General features: G+C 53.3%; 17 protein-coding genes. 7 read left to right on the top strand and 10 right to left on the bottom strand.

The features are described 5' to 3' along the window. Nucleotides 1–42 precede the first annotated feature (42 nt). Nucleotides 43–573, top strand: a complete 531-nt coding sequence (locus ACQ76X_RS08290; RefSeq protein WP_341096890.1) for a GNAT family N-acetyltransferase — start codon at nt 43–45, stop codon at nt 571–573. Further along, nucleotides 554–1,198, top strand: coding sequence for an MOSC domain-containing protein (locus tag ACQ76X_RS08295; protein ID WP_438492922.1), 645 nt, complete (start codon nt 554–556; stop codon nt 1,196–1,198). Before ACQ76X_RS08290 ends, ACQ76X_RS08295 begins: the two co-directional genes overlap by 20 nt. A gap of 133 nt (nt 1,199–1,331) precedes the next feature. Here the strand turns inward: ACQ76X_RS08295 and ACQ76X_RS08300 are convergent, their stop codons facing one another. Next, nucleotides 1,332–1,880 carry a GNAT family N-acetyltransferase gene (locus ACQ76X_RS08300; RefSeq protein ID WP_438492924.1) on the bottom strand — a complete coding sequence of 183 codons (549 nt, stop codon included), beginning with the start codon at nt 1,878–1,880 and terminating at the stop codon, nt 1,332–1,334. A 41-nt stretch (nt 1,881–1,921) separates the two neighbouring features. Beyond that, nucleotides 1,922–2,167 carry a DUF2164 domain-containing protein gene (locus ACQ76X_RS08305; protein WP_038597516.1) on the bottom strand — a complete coding sequence of 82 codons (246 nt, stop codon included), beginning with the start codon at nt 2,165–2,167 and terminating at the stop codon, nt 1,922–1,924. A 205-nt stretch (nt 2,168–2,372) separates the two neighbouring features. Here ACQ76X_RS08305 and ACQ76X_RS08310 point away from each other — a divergent pair, with 205 nt between their 5' ends. Beyond that, nucleotides 2,373–4,079 (top strand): glutamine--tRNA ligase/YqeY domain fusion protein, encoded by a 1,707-nt coding sequence (locus ACQ76X_RS08310; protein ID WP_038597513.1) that lies wholly within the window; start codon nt 2,373–2,375, stop codon nt 4,077–4,079. Nucleotides 4,080–4,196: 117 nt separating this feature from the next. On the opposite strand, the gene ACQ76X_RS08315 is transcribed toward ACQ76X_RS08310, so the two are convergent. The 7 genes from ACQ76X_RS08315 to ACQ76X_RS08345 form a co-directional block, all read right to left on the bottom strand. Then, on the bottom strand, nt 4,197–5,417 hold the full coding sequence (locus tag ACQ76X_RS08315) for an MFS transporter (protein ID WP_438492926.1): 1,221 nt from the start codon (nt 5,415–5,417) through the stop codon (nt 4,197–4,199). Nucleotides 5,418–5,619: 202 nt separating this feature from the next. After that, the gene (locus tag ACQ76X_RS08320) at nt 5,620–7,188 is read right to left on the bottom strand and encodes a glycoside hydrolase family 43 protein (RefSeq protein WP_438492928.1); all 1,569 of its coding nucleotides are present in this window, start codon (nt 7,186–7,188) and stop codon (nt 5,620–5,622) included. A 27-nt stretch (nt 7,189–7,215) separates the two neighbouring features. Continuing rightward, nucleotides 7,216–8,565, bottom strand: coding sequence for an ABC transporter substrate-binding protein (locus ACQ76X_RS08325; RefSeq protein ID WP_438492930.1), 1,350 nt, complete (start codon nt 8,563–8,565; stop codon nt 7,216–7,218). Between the two features lie 98 nt (nt 8,566–8,663). Then, nucleotides 8,664–9,503 (bottom strand): carbohydrate ABC transporter permease, encoded by an 840-nt coding sequence (locus tag ACQ76X_RS08330; protein ID WP_038597501.1) that lies wholly within the window; start codon nt 9,501–9,503, stop codon nt 8,664–8,666. Then, nucleotides 9,496–10,440: a carbohydrate ABC transporter permease gene (locus ACQ76X_RS08335; protein ID WP_438492932.1), complete on the bottom strand. Its 945-nt coding sequence runs from the start codon at nt 10,438–10,440 to the stop codon at nt 9,496–9,498. Before ACQ76X_RS08335 ends, ACQ76X_RS08330 begins: the two co-directional genes overlap by 8 nt. A 112-nt stretch (nt 10,441–10,552) precedes the next feature. Further along, nucleotides 10,553–11,818 (bottom strand): response regulator, encoded by a 1,266-nt coding sequence (locus tag ACQ76X_RS08340; protein WP_438492934.1) that lies wholly within the window; start codon nt 11,816–11,818, stop codon nt 10,553–10,555. Further along, nucleotides 11,818–13,614 (bottom strand): sensor histidine kinase, encoded by a 1,797-nt coding sequence (locus ACQ76X_RS08345; protein WP_438492935.1) that lies wholly within the window; start codon nt 13,612–13,614, stop codon nt 11,818–11,820. The genes ACQ76X_RS08340 and ACQ76X_RS08345 overlap by 1 nt, the downstream gene beginning before the upstream one ends. Before the next feature lie 318 nt (nt 13,615–13,932). Here ACQ76X_RS08345 and mobA point away from each other — a divergent pair, with 318 nt between their 5' ends. The 4 genes from mobA to ACQ76X_RS08365 all read left to right on the top strand — a co-directional run bounded on the left by mobA (nt 13,933) and on the right by ACQ76X_RS08365 (nt 18,233). After that, complete coding sequence (gene mobA / locus ACQ76X_RS08350) at nt 13,933–14,586, top strand: molybdenum cofactor guanylyltransferase (RefSeq protein ID WP_438492937.1); 654 nt, start codon at nt 13,933–13,935, stop codon at nt 14,584–14,586. Between the two features lie 116 nt (nt 14,587–14,702). Continuing rightward, the gene (locus tag ACQ76X_RS08355) at nt 14,703–16,568 is read left to right on the top strand and encodes an ABC transporter ATP-binding protein (protein ID WP_438492939.1); all 1,866 of its coding nucleotides are present in this window, start codon (nt 14,703–14,705) and stop codon (nt 16,566–16,568) included. After that, nucleotides 16,498–17,178, top strand: coding sequence for a response regulator transcription factor (locus ACQ76X_RS08360; protein ID WP_340896200.1), 681 nt, complete (start codon nt 16,498–16,500; stop codon nt 17,176–17,178). Before ACQ76X_RS08355 ends, ACQ76X_RS08360 begins: the two co-directional genes overlap by 71 nt. Then, on the top strand, nt 17,175–18,233 hold the full coding sequence (locus ACQ76X_RS08365) for a sensor histidine kinase (protein WP_438492941.1): 1,059 nt from the start codon (nt 17,175–17,177) through the stop codon (nt 18,231–18,233). The genes ACQ76X_RS08360 and ACQ76X_RS08365 overlap by 4 nt, the downstream gene beginning before the upstream one ends. Here the strand turns inward: ACQ76X_RS08365 and ACQ76X_RS08370 are convergent. Further along, complete coding sequence (locus tag ACQ76X_RS08370) at nt 18,226–18,969, bottom strand: SDR family oxidoreductase (protein WP_438492943.1); 744 nt, start codon at nt 18,967–18,969, stop codon at nt 18,226–18,228. The genes ACQ76X_RS08365 and ACQ76X_RS08370 overlap by 8 nt on opposite strands. Nucleotides 18,970–19,005 lie beyond the last annotated feature (36 nt).

Raw genomic sequence — 19,005 nt, forward strand, 5'->3', positions numbered from 1 at the left:
TAGAAGAATCACTTAAAGGTAAGTCAAGGAGTGCAAAGAGCTATGCAACAAATTATTAGAGGCTCGCTCACGATTCGTCCCTCGGAGTTCAAGGATACCCGTGAGCTGATTATTCTCGATAACATGATTTGGACGGAGGAGACCACACCGGGTCCATTAATGTGGTGTTCCCGTGAGGATTATCTGCTCCATACCCCTCCCGGTTCCCAGCTTGTAGCTTTGCAGGAAGGAGAACTATGCGGGTATGTCGGTTTCGGCTGTCCCAGCGGGATGGAGAGCAACCGCCATGTGTGCGAGGTGAACATCGCTGTCCATCCGAAGTTCCAGCGGCTTGGCATCGGCGGACAGCTGATCGAGGCGATCAAGCAGCATGCCGGAGAGAACGGGATACGCAAACTCCGCTTGCGGGTGCTGTCCAGCAACACTCCTGCGCTCTCGTTCTACCGGAAATGCGGATTTGAGGAAGAGGGCCGGCTCAGGGAAGAGTTTTATCTTGGCGGACATTATGTAGATGAGGTATTTATGAGCTGCATGCTGACTGGAGGGAAGGGAAATGGAAGTCATTTCGCTTAATGTAGGCAAACCTGTAACGGTAGATTACCGAGGTAAGCCGCTGGAAACGGGGATTTATAAAATGCCGGCGGCTGGACCGGTACAGCTTCATCTTGAGGGATTCGCCGGTGACGGGCAAGCGGACCTGGTGAACCATGGGGGGCCGGACAAAGCAGTCTGTGTGTATCCGATTGAGCATTATGCCTTTTGGGAGGAGCAGCTCGGCAAGAAACTGGAGTTCTCCGCCTTCGGCGAGAATATCACAGTCAGCGGGCTACTGGAGACCGAGGTCTGCATCGGTGATGTGTATGAGATCGGTTCGACTCTGCTGCAGGTCAGCCAGCCGCGGTTTCCTTGCTTTAAGCTCTCGCAGAAGCATGGCCCGGCTGATATGCCGGCCAAAGTGCTGGCTACCGGATACAGCGGATTTTATTTCCGTGTACTGCGTGAAGGTCAGATTACAGCTGGTGATCGAATCGTCAAGAAGGAATCCGGTGCGGGAGGCTACCCTGTAAAGCGGGTGCTCTACCTGATGGAACATGGCCGAAAGGACAAGAACGGTCTGGCTGAGCTATCGGAACTGGACAGCCTGGCGTCGGGAACCCGGATGAAGTTCCGGAGCTGGCTTGAGGCTGCGGAGAGCTAACGACTGCTGATATCCATAACGGTGAATTTGATGGTATGCCAAGTCCCCCCGGACGCCTGTTACGGGGGGCTTGGTTTGTTATAAAAGATCTAAAATTCCGTTACATCCTGCCGGTTTGTATATGTCCCTCTGTTTAGCTCAGCAGCTTCCATTCACTGCGCAGCAGGCCGTATACCGCATGGTTCACATAGCCCGTAGGCAGCTTCTCCGCCTGGCGCAGAACCCCTTCGAATACGAAACCCAGCCGCTCGGGAATCGCCCGGCTGGGCTTGTTGCCCGTGGCGCAGCGGATTTCAATGCGGTTCAGCTCCATTTCCAGCAGCGCATAATCTACGAAAACCCGGCAGGCGCTGGTCATGTAGCCTTTGCCTTCATATCCTTCGCCAAGCCAATAGCCGATTCCGACGGAGCGGCTCTGCCAATCTATCTCATGATAGCCGATAATGCCGGCCAGTTCTCCCCGGACCCACAGTCCGGCGGTGAAGCCGCCGTTGTCGCTGCCCTGCTTGACGGCATTTTTGATAAATGTGGCGATGTGGTCCTGCTCGGTGACTCCGTCAACCCAAGGCAGCCACTGCCTGAGCCTGCTCCGCGAGCGCTCTACCAGCGCGAACATCTGGCGGGCCTGCTCCGGCATCAACAGTTTCAGGACAAGCTCTTCATCAATGACATAATTAAACAAGCGGCTGCCTCCCTCTGTGCCACTAGGGCCGGATGTTCTGATTAACGCTTCTTCCATTCCAGAGCGTAAATATCTTCTTCCAGCGACTGCATCCGCTGTCCTACAAGGGCGCGGCAATCGCTCAGCGCTCCATTGTATAGGGCCGGTCCCAGCTCCTTGAGGAAGAAATCCAACAAATTGTCGGCTGCGAGATGGCCGATGGTCTCCCCGCGTTCGGCTTCGAAGTAAGTGCGGATGTTCTCTGTAATAATGTCGCGCTGCTCTTTAGGCAGTTTCATCGGTTTCATAAGAAGGAGTCCCCCATTGTTAAGTTATTCGTTAATCATGCCTTATAATTTCCATGCTACTCTATCGCCGGGAGAGAAGTCAAAGCGTCCGGCAAGGCTGAGTGAGTCACCCATTTTATTGAACATTCTACGGTTAACGGGTATATTAGTAGGAAACATGTTCATACAAGGAAGTAGAACAATACAGAACGAGAGGTTGATAGCTGTGGAGAACCGTGGAACACCCTCCAATTTTATTAAGAATGTCATTACTGAAGATCTGAGCTCGGGGAAGGTTAAGGAGATCGTCACCCGTTTTCCGCCGGAGCCGAACGGTTACTTACATATCGGACATGCCAAGGCGATCTGGATTAACTTTACGCTGGCTGATGAATTCGGCGGAAAGACGAATCTGAGATTTGATGACACCAATCCGCTTAAAGAGGATACAGAATATGTGAATTCCATTCAAGAGGATGTAAAGTGGCTAGGCTATGAATGGGATGAACTGCGTTTTGCCTCCGATTATTTCGGAGAAATGTACGAGCGGGCAGAACTGCTTATCCAAAAAGGCAAAGCCTATGTCGATGACCTCAGCGCTGACGAAATCCGCCAGCTGCGCGGTACGCTGACCCAGCCGGGGCAGAACAGCCCTCACCGTGAACGCGGAATCGAAGAGAACCTGGATCTGTTCCGCCGTATGCGGGCAGGGGAATTCAAGGACGGCGAAAAGGTGCTCCGTGCCAAAATTGACATGTCCTCGCCGAACATCAACCTGCGCGATCCGGTCATTTACCGTATTTCCCACTCGCATCATCATAATACCGGCGATGCATGGTGCATCTATCCGATGTATACCTTTGCACATCCGCTGGAAGATGCTATTGAGAGTGTAACCCACTCCCTCTGCTCACTGGAATTTGAAGATCAGCGCCCGTTCTATGATTGGGTGGTAGCAGAATGCGAGATGCCGGCTGTGCCGCATCAGTATGAATTCGGCCGGCTGAACCTGGCCCAGACGGTAACGAGCAAGCGCAAGCTGAAACTGCTGGTGGACGAAGGCCATGTGGACGGCTGGGATGATCCCCGTATGCCGACAATTTCCGGGCTGCGCCGCCGCGGGTACACTCCGGAAGCCATCCGCAGCTTTGTGCACGAAACAGGCATTTCCAAAAGCCAGGGTCTCGTGGACCTGCAAATGCTGGAGCATTTCATCCGTGAAGACCTGAAGCTGACCGTTCCCCGGACGATGGCCGTGCTGCGGCCGCTGAAAGTGGTCATTACCAACTATCCGGAAGGTCAGACCGAATACTTCGAGATTGAGAACAACGTGGAGAATCCGGAAATGGGCAACCGGCAGATTCCGTTTTCCCGTGAAATCTACATTGAGCGCGATGACTTCATGGAGATTCCCCCGAACAAATATTTCCGTCTCTTTCCCGGCAACGAAGTGCGCTTGAAGAACGCCTATTTCATTAAGTGCAACGAGTTCATCAAGGATGAGAACGGCGAGGTTGTGGAGCTGCACTGCACGTATGATCCCGAGACGAAGAGCGGCAGCGGATTTACCGGCCGCAAGGTCAAGGGAACACTGCACTGGGTGGATGCCAGCCAGGCAGTACCGGCTGAATTCCGCCTCTATGAGCCGCTGATTTCCGCTGAAGAAGCGGATGCGGAGGCTGAGATCGAAGGAATGGAGCCTGTGGCCGACAAACCGGAGCCGAGTTTCCTCGATCAGCTGAACCCGCAATCCATTGAGATTTTGCAGGGCTTTGTAGAACCGGGTCTGAAGGACAGCGTGCCGCAGGACAAGTTCCAATTCTTCCGCCATGGCTATTTTAACGTGGACAGCAAATACTCCGCGCCGGGACATCTCGTGTTCAATCTTGTGGTATCCCTCAAAAGCTCATTTCAGCCGCCTAAACAGGGCTAATTCATAGCATTGTAATCTGGCAGGCTAACACAAAAGCAGGCTTGGCTTCCTTATCGGGAAGTCCAAGCCTGCTTTTGTGTTATGTCCTATGGGGTGTATCCGCTGCTTATGAGACTATTACTCGTGGCCCGCCAGCTCTTCCTCCTGCTCCGCCGGGTTCAGGTAGTCACCGCGGCTGACGAACAGCCACATTAAGCCGAAGCCAAGCGTTCCAATGAACGAGAGGAATACACCGGACTGGTACATGCTCTGGGCCCCGAGGGTCTGATACAGCCAACCGCCGAGAACACCGCCCAGAATGCCGGAAATGCCGCTCCAGGTCAGAGTGTAGAGGGCTTGTCCAGAGGAACGGTAGGGGCGTGGAACCAGCAGCATGGTCAGCTGCGTTCCCACGTAGAAGAAGCCGCCGAACGTAATGCAGTGCAGAATTTGAATAAAAGCCACCTGAAGCGGTGTTGTCGCACCGGCCATCAGCCACCAGCGCAGGACAAATAAGACGCTCACGAGTGCCAGCCAGCCCAGCAGCACCGAGACTTTGCGTTTCAGGAAACGGTTGCACAGCAGCAGCACACCCACCTCCAGGATAGAGGAGAGGAATACGGCAAGGCCGATCATTGTTTTGCTGCCCCCAAGCTCAGTAATGTAGAGCGACACGAAGGTGTTGTTCATCGTATTGGGGATGGAGACCAGAATGCCGAAGAAGATAAAACATAGAAAAAACGGATTATAAAAGATTTTTTGGAAGCCCTTGAACGGCAATGGCGCAACGCCTATGGAATGATCGAGCCTCGGCAGGGCAACCAGCGAGAGCATGGCCGCGCAGAGCAGTGCAGCAAAGAGATAAGACAAGATAGATACGCCGGCCCACTCAATAACGGGCCCGGCCAGGATCGCGGTCAGCGCCCATCCGAGCGAGCCCCAGAGCCGGAAAGAGCCGAACTTGTGATTCGTGCCGTCAATATAACTAAGAATCATTGTGTTGCTCTGGGCGAACAGCGGACCCTGGAAGAAATAGAAGAAAAGGATGGAAACATAAATCATTTCATATGTATGCGCCTGAAATACAAGCTGAGACAATACCAGTGTTCCCGTCAGCATGACGAGGACAATCCGCCGCATATTCTGATAACGGTCACTCCATATGCCCCAGAAAGGATTGGCGATAATTGAAACGAGTGCGCCTACCGACATTAAGCTCCCGATCTCCAACTTATTCATCCCTACATCCTGCAGATATAGTGGGAAGAAGCTGGTGAAGAGGACCACGGTTCCATATACGAAAAAATTGAACCATTTCAGAGAGCTGAAGGATGGATGCTTATTAAGGTACTCCCGCAAATTGGGCACTCCTTTCCCGCCAGATGTCTTGCATTCCTTGCTTCAGCCTTAAAATAGGCCGTTTCTAACACTGTAACACTTGTTGAAAAGGGATACAAACCAAGTTTTGAATGATTTTCCAGCCAGCTGTCTAATTTCTGCTCCCGTCAGCTTTTTAAGTGGAAAAAAGCCGATATCCTGGGATATCGGCGAGGAATTTAGCTTAGATATGGAAATGGTCAAAGTCCGCAAAGCCCCCGGACTGGACCGGGGCAAAGGAGGCTGCGAACAGGCCAACTTTGGCTCCGACCCACCGTCCTTCGGCAATCGTGAACGGCTCACCGAAATCGGTGTATTGTGAACCGTCCTTACTGAAGCTGAACCGGCAAAGGCAATCTTCCCCCAAGCTGAACCTTAAGTGCAGGCTGTCTGCACCGGTGAGTATCTCAGCTTTTTTAATATCCCCGGCTTCCGTGAGGTTCTCTGTAACATCACGGCTCTCATACTGGGTCAGTCGGAGCGCTCCGTCCTGGTCCATAGACAAGGCCAGATAGAAGGCCCGCTGTCCCAAGACCACGAGGCCCGCCCGTTCGTCGGAGGTGGCAAAGCTGGGTGTAATCTGTGCGGCTGCCGAAAAAACGGGAGCGGCGAACTTCTGCATGAGCAGCTGCGGGGCGTCATAAAGAGTGCGGCAGCCCTCTGGAAGTGCTGCGGCATACAGTCTCAAGCCGCCCCAGGGATTCAGGCTGTACCAGCCGGTGGCCGGATTGGCCTGCCACTGCCATTGCAGGCCGAGCGACGGTCCGCGGAAGTCATCTGCAGTTTGGGGAACGGCAATTTCTCCGGCGGCACGGATATTGGGCTTGCTCCAGAGCTCTACCGGCTCTCCGATGTCCTGCCCGGGTGCAAGCCGGCCCATCAGCGGCCAATCCTCCTGCCATTCCATGGGCTGCAAATGGACGATCCGCCCGTGGGCGCCTTTATCCTGGAAATGAATAAACCAGGATTCGCCGGACGCAAGCTCAACCCATCCTCCCTGATGCGGGCCGTTCACCGGGGTATCCCCTTGATGCAGCACGATTTTATCCTCATAAGGCCCTTCGATGGAGCTGGAGCGGAAGACCGCCTGCCAGCCTGTGGGCACTCCGCCCGCCGGTGCAAAGATATAATAATAGCCATTTCTTTTGTACAGCTTCGGACCTTCCAGTGTAGGATGCTTTACTGTCCCGTCGATGATAATCCGGCCTTCATCCAGCAGGCTTCTGCCGTCCGGGGACATCCTGCAGAGGCTCAGAATATGCTTCAGGCCGGAACGGCTATGGGCAAAGGCATGGACCAGATAGGCCTGCCCGTCTTCATCCCAGAAAGGGCAGGGGTCGATCCAGCCTTTGGCGGCCTTCACCAGATGCGGCGGTTCCCAGGCACCAAACGGGTTATCCGTCTTGGTCATAAAGATGCCTTCGTCGGGTGTTGCGTAGAAGATCCAGAACTGCCCGTCATGAAAGCGCAGGCTGGGCGCCCACACGCCTTTGCCATGCTGCACGCGCTCATAGCCGGGAAGCTCCAGCTGCGGCAGCGCATGATTGACGATGCTCCAGTTGACCAGATCCCGGGAATGAAGGATCGGCAGACCCGGCGTATGCGCAAAGCTGGAGGCGGTCATAAAGAAATCATCGCCTGCACGGATAACATCGGGATCAGAGTAATCGGCATAGATGATCGGATTTCTGTAAGTTCCGTCTCCCTGATCGGGAATCCAGCGTCCGGAACCTGTAACAGCATGAGTATTCATTCCAGCCCTCCCATTCGCGGCGGCGTATTATTTTTGAGTCTGATCATAGGACTGTTTCTCTGCCTCAAGCAGTTTAGCCCATTCGTCCAGCATTTCCGTTCCGGTCATTTTTTTAGCCATCACCTTTTGAATCATAGGCTCAATCTTTTTCTGGATATTGCTGTAGCCCGGTAGATAATACGGAGTGCCGGCAAAATGCGTATCGGCTGAATTCAGCAGCTCCGAAGCGGATTTCATATAAGGAATGTCCTGAATCCAGGCATCGGCGGCCGCCTCCTGATTGGCAGGGATTTCACCATAAAGCTTGGCGTACTGGCTGTTGATGTCATGGGACAGGTAGAAGGTCATGAATTTCCATACCGCGTCTTTGTTTTCGGCGGTTTTGGTCATGGTCAGACCCAGCGGCATGAGGCCGGGATGTTCACGATAGCCGTTGACACCCTTCGGAAACGGAACGGCTTCAAACTTGGTATAGTCTCCGTTGAATGCTTTTTCATGGGAGCTTGCCGAGCCGAGGTTATGCACAACAACAGCCGCTTTGTCCGATTGGAAGGTGGCGGCGAGCTCGCTCCAGCCCTTGTTGAGATCATCCTCTGGAGTATAGACATTATAGGCGCCTAAATATTTCTCCAGAAACTCTGCGTGAAGGGGATCATTGATCGTTGCTTTTCCTTCAGGCGTAAAATAATCAGCAATTCCGGAGTAGGAGTACATCAGCATTTCCAGCGTATTGGCACTTCCGGCACCACCGCGGATACTGAGCCCGTAGCGGTCTTTGGATTTATCGGTAAGCTTGGCAACATCCTCGAAGAATTGATCCCAGGTATCGGGGAGCGCAAGGCCGGCTTCTTTGAACCAGTCAGGGCGCAGCCAGAGATTCCAGGTCTGGGAGCTGTATGGTAGCGCATACAATTTTCCTTCTTTGGTATCCAGCTTGCGGTTGCTGGCAATCAGCTCAGCGGAAATCAGATCCTTGTCGGCCCAGCTGTCATAATAGGCATCGAGGGGCTCCAGCACATCTCTGGCGAGCAGGTCGGCCTTGAAATCATTCATGATATCCGGTGCCTGTTCTGCGGAGATCGCGACATTTACCTTTTGCTCGTAAGCGGACAAATCGCCGGGAACCCCGAGATAATCCACCTTAATGTCCGGGTTCTCTTCCTCAAACTGCTTGATGATCTTCTCGAAAAAAGCGTTGCGCTCCGTAGTCACCGCAGCTGCCCAGAAGCTGATGGTTGTCTGCTTAGCCTTATCCCCGTTCTTGCTGCCTTCGCCTGATGAGGCGGAGTTCGTTGTCTTGTTCGAGCCGCAGCCGGTCAATGCCAGTAGAAGCGAGGCGCCCACCAATACGGAACTCCGTAATTTTCTTGTCTTCATAAATCTTTAGACCTCCCTGAAAGTTATATTGTTGTATATATTAAGGACGTTTCCGGGAAAAGCCGGCCCGTCCCCGTCCTTAATGACTGGAGCCGGATTCAGCCCTTGACGGCACCGCCGAGGCCTTCCACCAAATAACGCTGGATGTACATGAACAGCAGCACAGGAGGGATCAGCCCGATAATGCTTCCCGCTGCCAATGAGGCATACTGTACACTGAATTCGCCGATCATAAATTTCAGCCCGATAGGAATTGTGAAGCGGTCCGGCGTTGTGATAAACGAGAAAGCGACCAGGAATTCATTCCAGACGCCGATGAATGCGAAGGCGCTGGTTGCCACGATGCCCGGAAGTACGATCGGCGCGATGATGGCGAAGATAATGCGGAATCTTCCCGCACCGTCGACCATGGCCGCTTCGTCAATCTCCTTCGGGGTGGAGGCGATGAAGCCGCGCATCAATATTGTATTGAACGGGACCTGCAGCACGATATAGAACAGGACGAGCGAGTAAGGCGTGTTGATTAGCCCGAGGTTCTTGAAAATCAGGAACAGCGGAATTACAAACAGGATGACGGGCATCATCTGTGTAGCCAGCAGGATCAGCATAAAGGCGCTTTTTCCCTTGAACTTGAACCGGCTCATCGCATAACCGTTCATCACCGACAGCAGTGTAATGACGATCACTGACAGGATGGAGACCAGCACACTGTTGAGGAAATATTGCGAGAAATTATTATCGTTCCATACATTGATATAATTCTCGAAGGTCAGCGGAGACGGAAGATATTGAATCGTCGAGCTCATAATATCCGTTTCTTTTTTTAGAGAGGTGGAGATAGCCCATAGAAAAGGAACGAGTACAAAGATCAGCGTTAAGGCCAGCGGAATGTAAAAGAGCAGCCTGCTGCCTATTTTGCGGCCGGTAGTCTTATTCATCCTGCATTCCTCCCCGGTTGAGTCTCAGGTACAGAATGACAAAGAGCATCAGGAACAGGAAGGTGACGACGCCAAGCGCCGAGCCGTATCCGTAATTTCCCTCAAGGATCGAGGTCTTCATCATATAAATCGGCAGCGTTGTCGTCATATCCATCGGGCCGCCGTTCGTCATCGTAAAGATCATGTCGATGGAGTTGAATTCCCAGATGGCTCTGAGCAGGGTGGCGAAAATAATGCTCTCCTTCAGATAAGGCAGAGTGATATGAAACAGCTTCTTCAGGGGCCCGGCACCGTCCACCTCGCAGGATTCGTACACTTCGTGCGGAATGGTCTGCAGCGCGGCGAGCAGTGTGATCGCAAAGAACGGAATGCCCCGCCACAGCTCGGCGAAGACTACGGAGCCGAACACAGTGCTCGGATTAGCCAGCCAGGCGATGGCTTCATCAATGATGCCAAGCTTCATCAGGATGTCGTTGATGATCCCGATATGCTGGTTGAACATGAGCGACCACAGCATGGTCGTTAACACGCCGGATACGGCCCAGGGAACCAGCACCAGCGAGCGGACCAGGCCGCGTAGCCGGAAGGACTGGTTCAGCAGCAGGGCAACAATCAGCCCGAAGACCAGCTGAAGGGCCACCTCGGAAAACACCCATTTTAGCGTAGTAACCAGTGTGGTGTAGAACAAATCGTCTTCCGTGAAGATATGGCGGAAGTTCTCCAGTCCGATATAGCCTGCTTCCTGCAGACGGGAGAAATCGTAGCTTTGAACACTCAGGTCGAATACCCGGAATATCGGAAAGATCAGGATGCCCGCAATGAGCAGGACCGTGGGGGCGATAAGCAAATAGGGAAGCCACCCGTCCCCTTTGATGCGTTTTCTTTTTCCCGGTTTGGATAAGGCAAGCTTGCCCCCGGTTTGTCGCGTAATATCCATAACTGCACCTCCAAAACAATCGTAATTCAGATAGCGGATCAGCTGAATAAGATATATTTCAAAGGTTGTTTGTTTTCTTTAACAGTTTGCGTATAAGTTAGCGGCTGCCGGCCTAACCCTGCTGAGCCTTACGGTAGTCCGAAGGGGACATGCCGAAGTGCTTTTTGAACAGCACGCTGAAGTATTGAGGATTAGGGTAGCCTACCTTTTCGCTAATTTCATAGGATTTGTAATCTGTCTGCTTCAGCAGCTCCGCCGCCTTTTCCATCCGGATGCCGGCGATATATTCGATTACGTTGATCTCTCTGTATTTTTTGAAAAGAGTACTTACGTACGATGGTGAGATATGAACTTCACCGGCAATTGCCGCGAGACTCAGCTTCTCATCAGCGTAATGTTTGATAATATACTGCTCCATTTGCTTCAGCAGCATGTGATGCGAATGCTGTGAATGGCGCATTTCATCACAGAAGAACAGGCCGGGTTCGCCGGCAACATCCTTCATATGCGCAGCCGTCAGGGCTTTATTGTAGGAGTAGGGGATCTGGGCGAAACCTTCGCACACGCTGCCTACACCGATGCTTACCGGAATTTTAAGACAGGCCTCAATCGTATTCCTCTTCTCCTCCAGCAATTGGGCAAAAGAACCGTCCGGTTGATCCGTCTCGCCCGGGTTCTCCAGGTTAAAGAGAATATTTATTCTGTGATTGTAATGGACGAAAAAAGGCTTTGGAGCCCGGCCGCTGAACTGTTCAACGCCTATATTGCGGATGGAGAACAGCAGCAGCTCAGCGTTCTCCTCAATGCCGGGCCGGGAGAAGCGCCGCAGATCTTCGGGCTGGATTACCGCGACCCGGAAGTAGTTGCCCTCCCAGCGGATGCCGAGAAGATCCATTTCGCGGCGTGCCCAGTCGATGCTGGGAACACCGGACAGCAGATCGGAGAAGAACTTGTTTTCAATCAGGGTTTGGCTTTTTTGAGCCTTCTCAGATTCCCGCAGCTCCTGTAGCAGACTGCGCCCGGCAGCCGCCACGGACTTCAGGATGGTATCATTGTCCTCGTATTTCAGAATGTAGTCGGAGGCCTGCAGGTGGAGAGCTTTCTTGGCATAGGAAAAATCATCATAGCCGGTCAGAAAAATAATCCGGGTCAGCGGATACGCCCTGTTCACCTTCTCCGCCAGCTGGAGCCCGTCCAGCAGGGGCATCTGAATATCGGTCAGCAGGATATCCGGACGGAGCTGCTGAACAAGCAGCCAGCCCTCTTCCCCGTTCGCGGCGGTTCCGGTCACCTCGATGTCTTCAGTACTCCATTTCACATTGGCCCGTATGCCTTCCCGGATCCATTTATCATCATCCACAATCAGCAGTTTCAGCATTATAATCGTTCTCCTTTCGTATCGCCTGTATAAGGGAGGTACACCTTTACCTGTGTGTACAGGCCCTCTTCGCTGTCGAGCGTTAATCCATAGCGGCTGCCGAAATGCAGGACAATCCTGCGGTGGGCGTTCCACAGCCCGTAGGTGATGGCTTCATGTCCTACCGTCTCTGATTCCAGCGAGGCGCGGAGCTGCGAGAGCTTGTCCCGGCTGATCCCGTGCCCGTTGTCATACACTTCAAAGACGGCATAGTCCCCCTCACGGCGGCCGGAAATGGAGAGGAAGCCGTGGCCGTGCTTGTTTTTGATTCCATGGTAAATGGCATTCTCCACCAGCGGCTGCAGCGTAAGCTTGAGAATGGGAAGCTCAAGCAGCTCGTCTTCGACTTTAATCTCGAAGTCAAATTCCTGGCTGTACCGGATGTTGAGTATCATCAGATAGCTGCGCACATGCTCCATCTCCTCACGGACCGGAATAATCTCACGGCCTTTGCTGATGCTGATCCGGAAATAGGAGGTCAATGCGCTGACCATGGTGGAAGCGCGCTGCCGCTCATTCATATCAATCAGATGTTTGATGGAGCTTAGCGTGTTGTAGAGAAAATGGGGCTGGATCTGGGCCTGCATAGCCTGCAGCTCGATCTGGCGTTTCTTCTCCTGCTCACTGCGTACTGTCTCGAGCAGCTGGGCTACCGAAGCCACCAGGCCGGAGAGCCCGCGGGCCAATACGCCGATTTCATTATGCTGGTCCAGCTCAAAGCTGACGCCGAGGTCTCCCCGCTCGAAACGTTTGACCTGCTTGGACAGGTAGCGGAGCGGGTTGCTGAGATTGCGGGCGACAACCGCCGCAGCCACGATGAACACAATTAGGATAAACAGGATCAGAACCAGGGAGATGTATTTGATGCGGGTCGCCCCCTCCAGAATATCCTTCTCCGGCACAACTGCTGCAAGCACCCAATGATTGAGCGGCAGGGTATTGTAGGCAATGGCCATTTTCCGGCCTGCCTTGCTGTCGGCTGTCAGGCTGCCGCTGTCCTGTGATCCGTTTCTTAGTGCGTTAATGGTTTCCCCGCTGAGTTCATATTCGGCATCCAAGGTCTTGGAGTAGAGCTCACCCTCCGGGCTGATCAGCATCAGCGTCCCGCCCGGACTGATCTTTACATTCTCCATAATCTCGAGAAAATAGCTTTCGCGTAAATTAATAAGGACAATGCCGCTGGCCGGGGAGTGTTCGGTGCCGATCATTTTGAAGCTGCTCATAACTCTCCGCTGCTCCACCGTCTCAAAGATCGTATCCTTATGGCTGTTTAGCCAATAGTAGCCTTTCTGCGAGGTATTATAGCGTCTGAGCCAATCGTTCAGATCAATATGGACCTGCCGGGGAACATATTCCTGCTGCAGGTTGAAGGATCTTCCGTTATTGAAAGCGACGAAGATGGAATCGATCATCTGGAAATAGGAATGGTACACATCGTCAAGCTGGTCGTGCAGCTTAATGAGATCGTCATACCGGTTCTGGTCGGCCGCCTGGCCTTCTCCCGAGAGAATGCTCTGCAGGGCATCATTATCCTCCAGGCGCACCAGCTGTTCGAAGATTGTGAGAAACTTGTCGTTCATGAACAGGGCTGTCTGATGAGTGGTGTCGGCGAGGGCGTAGAAAGCGTTTTCTTTTAATTGCCGACTGGACGAAAGATAAGAGAAGAATCCGGTCAGCACGACGGATAAGACCAAAATGGGCAAAAAGCAGATTAACAGCTTCGATTGGATAGGCCTATCTACGAGGTAACGTTTCATGGAATAACTCCTTTTTGCAGATAAGATTTCCATAATGTTTACGTGAACATTTATGGAATGAGCCTCGCTTATCCTTAGGCAGCTGCCGGAACCGGCGCTTAGGAGGCCTTGAATTTAGAGTCTAGCACAGACCTCCGCAAAATCAACCAGTGTCTATATTTTTTCGAATTTTGAAAAAGTTCGCCCGCGTAATAAATTTCATTTCTTTCCTGCAGCAAAGGATATTTGAAGTGATAACACGTCAGGCTTGCTGTTTTCGCGCTGTAAAGTTTGATACGATACCCATAGAGAACAGGAGATTTCAGCGGGAGGAAAAAAATGACACATTACACGGGGATTATTCTGACAGGGGGGGCTTCGAGGCGGATGGGCAGCGATAAAGCGCTGCTTACACTTGCCGGAGAACCTGTGATTGCCCGGCTGGCGGACGAACTGGCGAAGCTCGCCGAAAGTACGGTCATTGCCTGCGGCCCCCGGGAGCGCAGGGAGTACGACTTCTTGCAGCTTCCCCAGATCACGGACCATTATCAGGGCTGCGGCCCTCTGGCCGGTCTTCATGCGGCGCTCAGCCATTCACCGACGGAATGGAATCTGGTGGCGGCTTGCGATCTGCCGTTTGCTTCGGCGTTATTTCTGCAGTACATACTCAGCTGCCATGCGGCAGCGTATCCCGAGACAGTGAGTCATAGGGCCGATTTCGGCGCGTCTGCCGCTGTTCCGGTGTCCGCCTCCGGCCGGACGCAGCCCCTGCTCGGGCTGTACCATAAGCGGACACTTCCGGCGCTGGAAGCAGCGCTGAGCGGTGGAAGATTCAAAGTCATGGAGTGCCTGGAGAAGCTGGACGTTCTATATGTTCCAGAATCCGGCTTTACGCCTAGCCAGCCGATGCCCTCCCCTTTGTACAATATGAATACAACGGATGATTATTTGGCTGCCGTCAAGCTGCTGTCACAGCTCAAGGATCCTTGCTGAGAGCACTAATTTTTCCTTCGTTTAACTTCAGTTTACAAAGCGGCGTTAATGTGGAGAGGAAGACGGACAGGAGCGGAACAGCTCCGAGATCTATCCGTCAGAAAAGAGGAAGTTCTATGAATAAATCCAAATCTTCACGGAAGCAGGGAGCGGCCTTGAAGCCGTTCCTGAAGCTGCTGCATGAGACGAAACCCTCCTACGGGCTGCTTGCTCTGGCGGTAGGGCTTAGTATGATATCGACGCTGGTGGGCCTGGTCATTCCTATGTTCACCAAGAATCTGGTGGACGGCTTCTCGCTGGCCTCCATCAGCAAGCTGCAGATTGCGGGAATTGCCGGAGCTTTTGTAGCCCAGACGATTGCCGGAGGCGTCTCCATTTATTTGCTGAACTATGTAGGGCAGAAGATTGTCGCGGGACTGCGGGACCGGCTGTGGCGCAAATTTCTCGTGCTGCCGGTGGCCTACTACAATGATAACCGCACAGGTGAAAGCGTCAGCCGGATGACGAACGATACCGGAATTCTCAAGACGCTGATCTCCGAGCATTTGGCCAGCTTGTTTACCGGGGTAATCTCCATCGTCGGTTCGATATCGGTGCTGCTGTATCTGAACTGGAAAATGACGCTGGTGCTGTTCACGGTGCTTCCGCTGTCCGCACTCATTCTGGTGCCGCTGGGCCGGCAGATGTACAAAATCTCCAAGGGCACTCAGGATGAAACAGCGTCCTTTACCGCTACACTGAGTGGTGTGCTGTCCGAAATCCGGCTGGTGAAATCATCGGGCGCGGAGCAAAGGGAATACGAAGCCGGACGGACCGGAATTATGAATCTGCTGTCCTTCGGCATCCGGGAGGGCAAAATCAGTGCGATGATCAGTCCGCTAGTCTCGTTTGTGTTCATGATGCTGCTGGTCGTCATTATCGGCTATGGCGGCATGCAGGTATCCTCGGGTGCCTTGACTGCAGGTGAATTGGTAGCCTTTATTCTGTATTTGATCCAGATCGTAATGCCGCTCACCCAGCTGACCCAATTCTTCACCCAGGTGCAGAAGGCCAAAGGTGCCTCGGAACGGATCATTGAAACACTGGCTGCGGAAGAGGAGATTTACGAAGGGGCAGAGGAAGCGGATGGATTGCAGGGACCGATTGCTATAGAGGATTTAAGCTTTGGCTATAAAACAGGTGAGCAGGTGCTGGACAAGGTCAGCTTTTCCATGCTGCCGGGTCAGGTTACGGCGATTGTCGGACCAAGCGGAGGCGGCAAAACGACGTTATTCTCAATGCTGGAACGGTTCTATGAACCGCAGCATGGCGTCATCAAGCTGGGCGGTAAGCCGGTGTCGGCGTTTTCCCTGCGTTCCTGGCGCAAGCTGATCGGGTATGTCTCGCAGGAAAGCCCGCTGCTCTCCGGCACGATTGCCGATAATCTCGGCTATGGGCTGGACCGGAAGATCAGCGAGGAGGAGATGCGCCGTGCTGCAGCCATGGCCTATGCCGACGGCTTTATCCGTGAGCTTCCGGACGGCTATCAGACGGATGTGGGGGAACGGGGCGTGAAGCTGTCCGGCGGACAGCGCCAGCGGATTGCCATCGCGAGAGCGCTGCTGCGTGATCCGAAGATTCTGATGCTGGACGAAGCTACCTCCAGTCTCGACAGTCAATCCGAAGCAGTGGTGCAGAGTGCGTTATCGAACCTTATGCAAGGCCGGACCACGATTGTGATTGCCCACAGACTGGCAACCGTGGTGAATGCGGATCAGATTATCTTTATAGAGAAAGGCCGGATCACCGGCAAAGGAACGCACGAAGAGCTGCTGCGCAGTCACGAGTTGTACCGGGAATTCGCGGAACAGCAGCTGCAAATGAACACACCGCAGCTTTTGGAGGGCGGCAAAGAGGAGGCTACAGCAGAATATGGCCAAAATACTGGTAGTGGACGACGATCCGCACATCCGCGAATTGGTGGAGCTGTTTCTGAGAGCTGAGGGGATGGATGAGGTCTACGGCGCTTCCGATGGGGTGGAGGCGCTGCGGCTGCTTGAGGACAACAGCGTGGATCTGGCGATCATCGATGTGATGATGCCGAAGATGGATGGCTGGGAGCTGTGCCGCGCGCTGCGGGAAAGCTATGATTTTCCCATTCTGATGTTGACAGCCAAAGGGGAAACCTCACAAATTGTTAAAGGCTTCGAGCTGGGTACGGACGATTATCTGGTGAAGCCGTTTGAACCGCTGGTGCTGATCGCCAGAGTTAAAGCGTTGCTGAAGCGGTACCAGATTTCCTCCGCACAGAGTGTAAACGTCGGAAATTTGCGGATGAACCGCAAGACTTATGAAGCCTCCTCGGAGTTTGGGGAAATCACGCTGCCGTTGAAGGAATTCGAGCTGCTGTTCAAGCTGGCAAGCTATCCCGGGCAGACATTGACGCGCGACAGGCTGATTGAAGAAATCTGGGGTTATGATTTTGGGGGCAATGAACGGACGCTGGATGTGCATGTAGGCCGTCTGCGCGAACGTTTCCCCCGGGAAAAATATGGCTTCAATATCCGTACCATCCGTGGGCTGGGCTACCGTCTGGAGGTGGTTAATGGATGAGAAGACTTGGTAGGATTGTGAGAGAGATCCTTGGAATGGGGATATTGATCGCTGCCCTCTATGTTTCCTGGAATGGAGGATATTACGGAGTAAAGCTGCTGTCGGGACATTTTGAATGGTCCCTGTCCCCTTATAGATCGGGGCTGCTTATTATGGCGCTGCAGTTTCTCATTTTTTTCGTTGTGGGCGGTATCGTAGCTCTTATCGGACATGCCAGGGGGGATGAGAGAGCTTTCTATATTCCCATCCTGACAGCAATGCGGCAAATTTCCAAAGGCAATTTCAAGGTGGAGCTGGAAAACAGCAAGCGTTACGGGCAGTTTGGCGGAATCGTGGAGGGGATTAATGAAATGGCCAGCGAGCTGGGCCGGATGGAGATTATGCGCCAGGATTTCATCTCCAACGTCTCACATGAGATCCAGTCGCCGCTGACCTCGATTCGCGGATTCGCCCGTGCGCTGCGGGAAGAGGGCCTTAGTGCAGACAACCGGAGACATTATCTGGACATCATCGAAGCAGAGGGCAGCCGGCTCTCCGGGCTCAGCGACAATCTGCTGAAGCTGTCGGCATTGGAGGCGGGCAGCTTTCCGTTTGAAGTGAAGTCATACCGGCTGGACAAACAGCTGCAAGATATGATTCTGGCCTCGGAGCCGCAGTGGCTGGATAAAGAGATCGAGTTGGAAGCCGAGCTGGAGGAGGTTTCGGTGGACGCTGTGCAGGATCTGATGAGCCAGGTATGGACCAATCTGCTGCATAACAGTATCAAGTTTACCCCTGAGGGCGGGCATATCACCATACGCGTGCATCACGCAGAGGGTCAAGCCATTGTGGAAATCAGGGACAGCGGCATAGGCATCGCCGAGGAGGAGCTGCCCCGCATCTTTGAACGATTCTACAAGGCCGATAAAGCAAGAAGCGCCAGCGGAGGCGGGAGCGGACTGGGATTGTCACTGGTGAAGAAAATCGTAGATTTGCATAACGGGACGATAAACGTAACAAGCCGTCCCGGTGAGGGGACGGCTTGTACGGTGAGCCTGCCATTGCGGCTTAAATAAATCCGCCGTTTACGCGCAGCGTTTGTCCAGTAATCCACTGGGACTCTTCCCCGGCGAGGAAGCTGACGGCTCCGGCAATATCCTCAGGCTGGCCTAGGCGGCCATAAGCATTGGCTTTCTTCAGCCCTTCAAGCTGTGCCTCGGATTTGCCTTCGAGGAATAAATCCGTGGCAACCGGCCCCGGCGCAACTGCGTTGATCGTAATACCTTTGGCCCCGAATTCCTTGGCGAGCTGGCGGGTGAATTGTTCTACTGCACCTTTCGTTCCGGCATAGATGCTGTAAGCCGGGAACATTTGGCCATTGACCGAGGTGGAGAAATTAATGACCCGGCCGCCCTCTTCCAGATGGAAGAAAGCCTGCTGGCAGGAGAAGTAGGTCCCTTTGACATTGATGGCAAACTGCTTGTCGAATTCCTCCTCAGTAGCTGCACCAATGAGGCTGTTTATCATAATTCCGGCGTTGTTGACCACGATATCAATCTTGCCGAACAGCTCCTTGGTATCCTTGAACAACTGCTCAATCTGCGCGGGTTTGCTGATGTCGGCCTGAAGGGCGGCTGCCTTTCCGCCTTTTCCCTGAATACCTTGCACCACAGCCTCAGCTTGTTTAGGACTGCTGGAATAGTTAATGATTACAGCGGCCCCTTGCTCCGCCAATCTCTCCGCAACGCTCCGTCCGATCCCTCTAGAGGACCCCGTAATGATAGCTACCTTACCCTGCAGGTTTTGATTCATGAATTCTTCCTCCTCAAAGTTTTGTTAGCATTACTT

The sequence above is a fragment of the Paenibacillus sp. IHBB 3054 genome, assembly GCF_051594305.1.
Classification (GTDB): domain Bacteria; phylum Bacillota; class Bacilli; order Paenibacillales; family Paenibacillaceae; genus Paenibacillus_AQ.

Excerpts from the sequence above, each read along its gene's own strand:
- ACQ76X_RS08345 (WP_438492935.1), bottom strand. The coding sequence starts at position 13,614 with ATGAAACGTTACCTCGTAGATAGGCCTATCCAATCGAAGCTGTTAATC.
- ACQ76X_RS08370 (WP_438492943.1), bottom strand. The coding sequence starts at position 18,969 with ATGAATCAAAACCTGCAGGGTAAGGTAGCTATCATTACGGGGTCCTCT.
- ACQ76X_RS08360 (WP_340896200.1), top strand. The coding sequence starts at position 16,498 with ATGGCCAAAATACTGGTAGTGGACGACGATCCGCACATCCGCGAATTG.
- ACQ76X_RS08340 (WP_438492934.1), bottom strand. The coding sequence starts at position 11,818 with ATGCTGAAACTGCTGATTGTGGATGATGATAAATGGATCCGGGAAGGC.
- ACQ76X_RS08305 (WP_038597516.1), bottom strand. The coding sequence starts at position 2,167 with ATGAAACCGATGAAACTGCCTAAAGAGCAGCGCGACATTATTACAGAG.
- ACQ76X_RS08365 (WP_438492941.1), top strand. The coding sequence starts at position 17,175 with ATGAGAAGACTTGGTAGGATTGTGAGAGAGATCCTTGGAATGGGGATA.
- ACQ76X_RS08290 (WP_341096890.1), top strand. The coding sequence starts at position 43 with ATGCAACAAATTATTAGAGGCTCGCTCACGATTCGTCCCTCGGAGTTC.
- ACQ76X_RS08335 (WP_438492932.1), bottom strand. The coding sequence starts at position 10,440 with ATGGATATTACGCGACAAACCGGGGGCAAGCTTGCCTTATCCAAACCG.
- ACQ76X_RS08355 (WP_438492939.1), top strand. The coding sequence starts at position 14,703 with ATGAATAAATCCAAATCTTCACGGAAGCAGGGAGCGGCCTTGAAGCCG.
- ACQ76X_RS08325 (WP_438492930.1), bottom strand. The coding sequence starts at position 8,565 with ATGAAGACAAGAAAATTACGGAGTTCCGTATTGGTGGGCGCCTCGCTT.
- mobA (WP_438492937.1), top strand. The coding sequence starts at position 13,933 with ATGACACATTACACGGGGATTATTCTGACAGGGGGGGCTTCGAGGCGG.
- ACQ76X_RS08320 (WP_438492928.1), bottom strand. The coding sequence starts at position 7,188 with ATGAATACTCATGCTGTTACAGGTTCCGGACGCTGGATTCCCGATCAG.
- ACQ76X_RS08295 (WP_438492922.1), top strand. The coding sequence starts at position 554 with ATGGAAGTCATTTCGCTTAATGTAGGCAAACCTGTAACGGTAGATTAC.
- ACQ76X_RS08330 (WP_038597501.1), bottom strand. The coding sequence starts at position 9,503 with ATGAATAAGACTACCGGCCGCAAAATAGGCAGCAGGCTGCTCTTTTAC.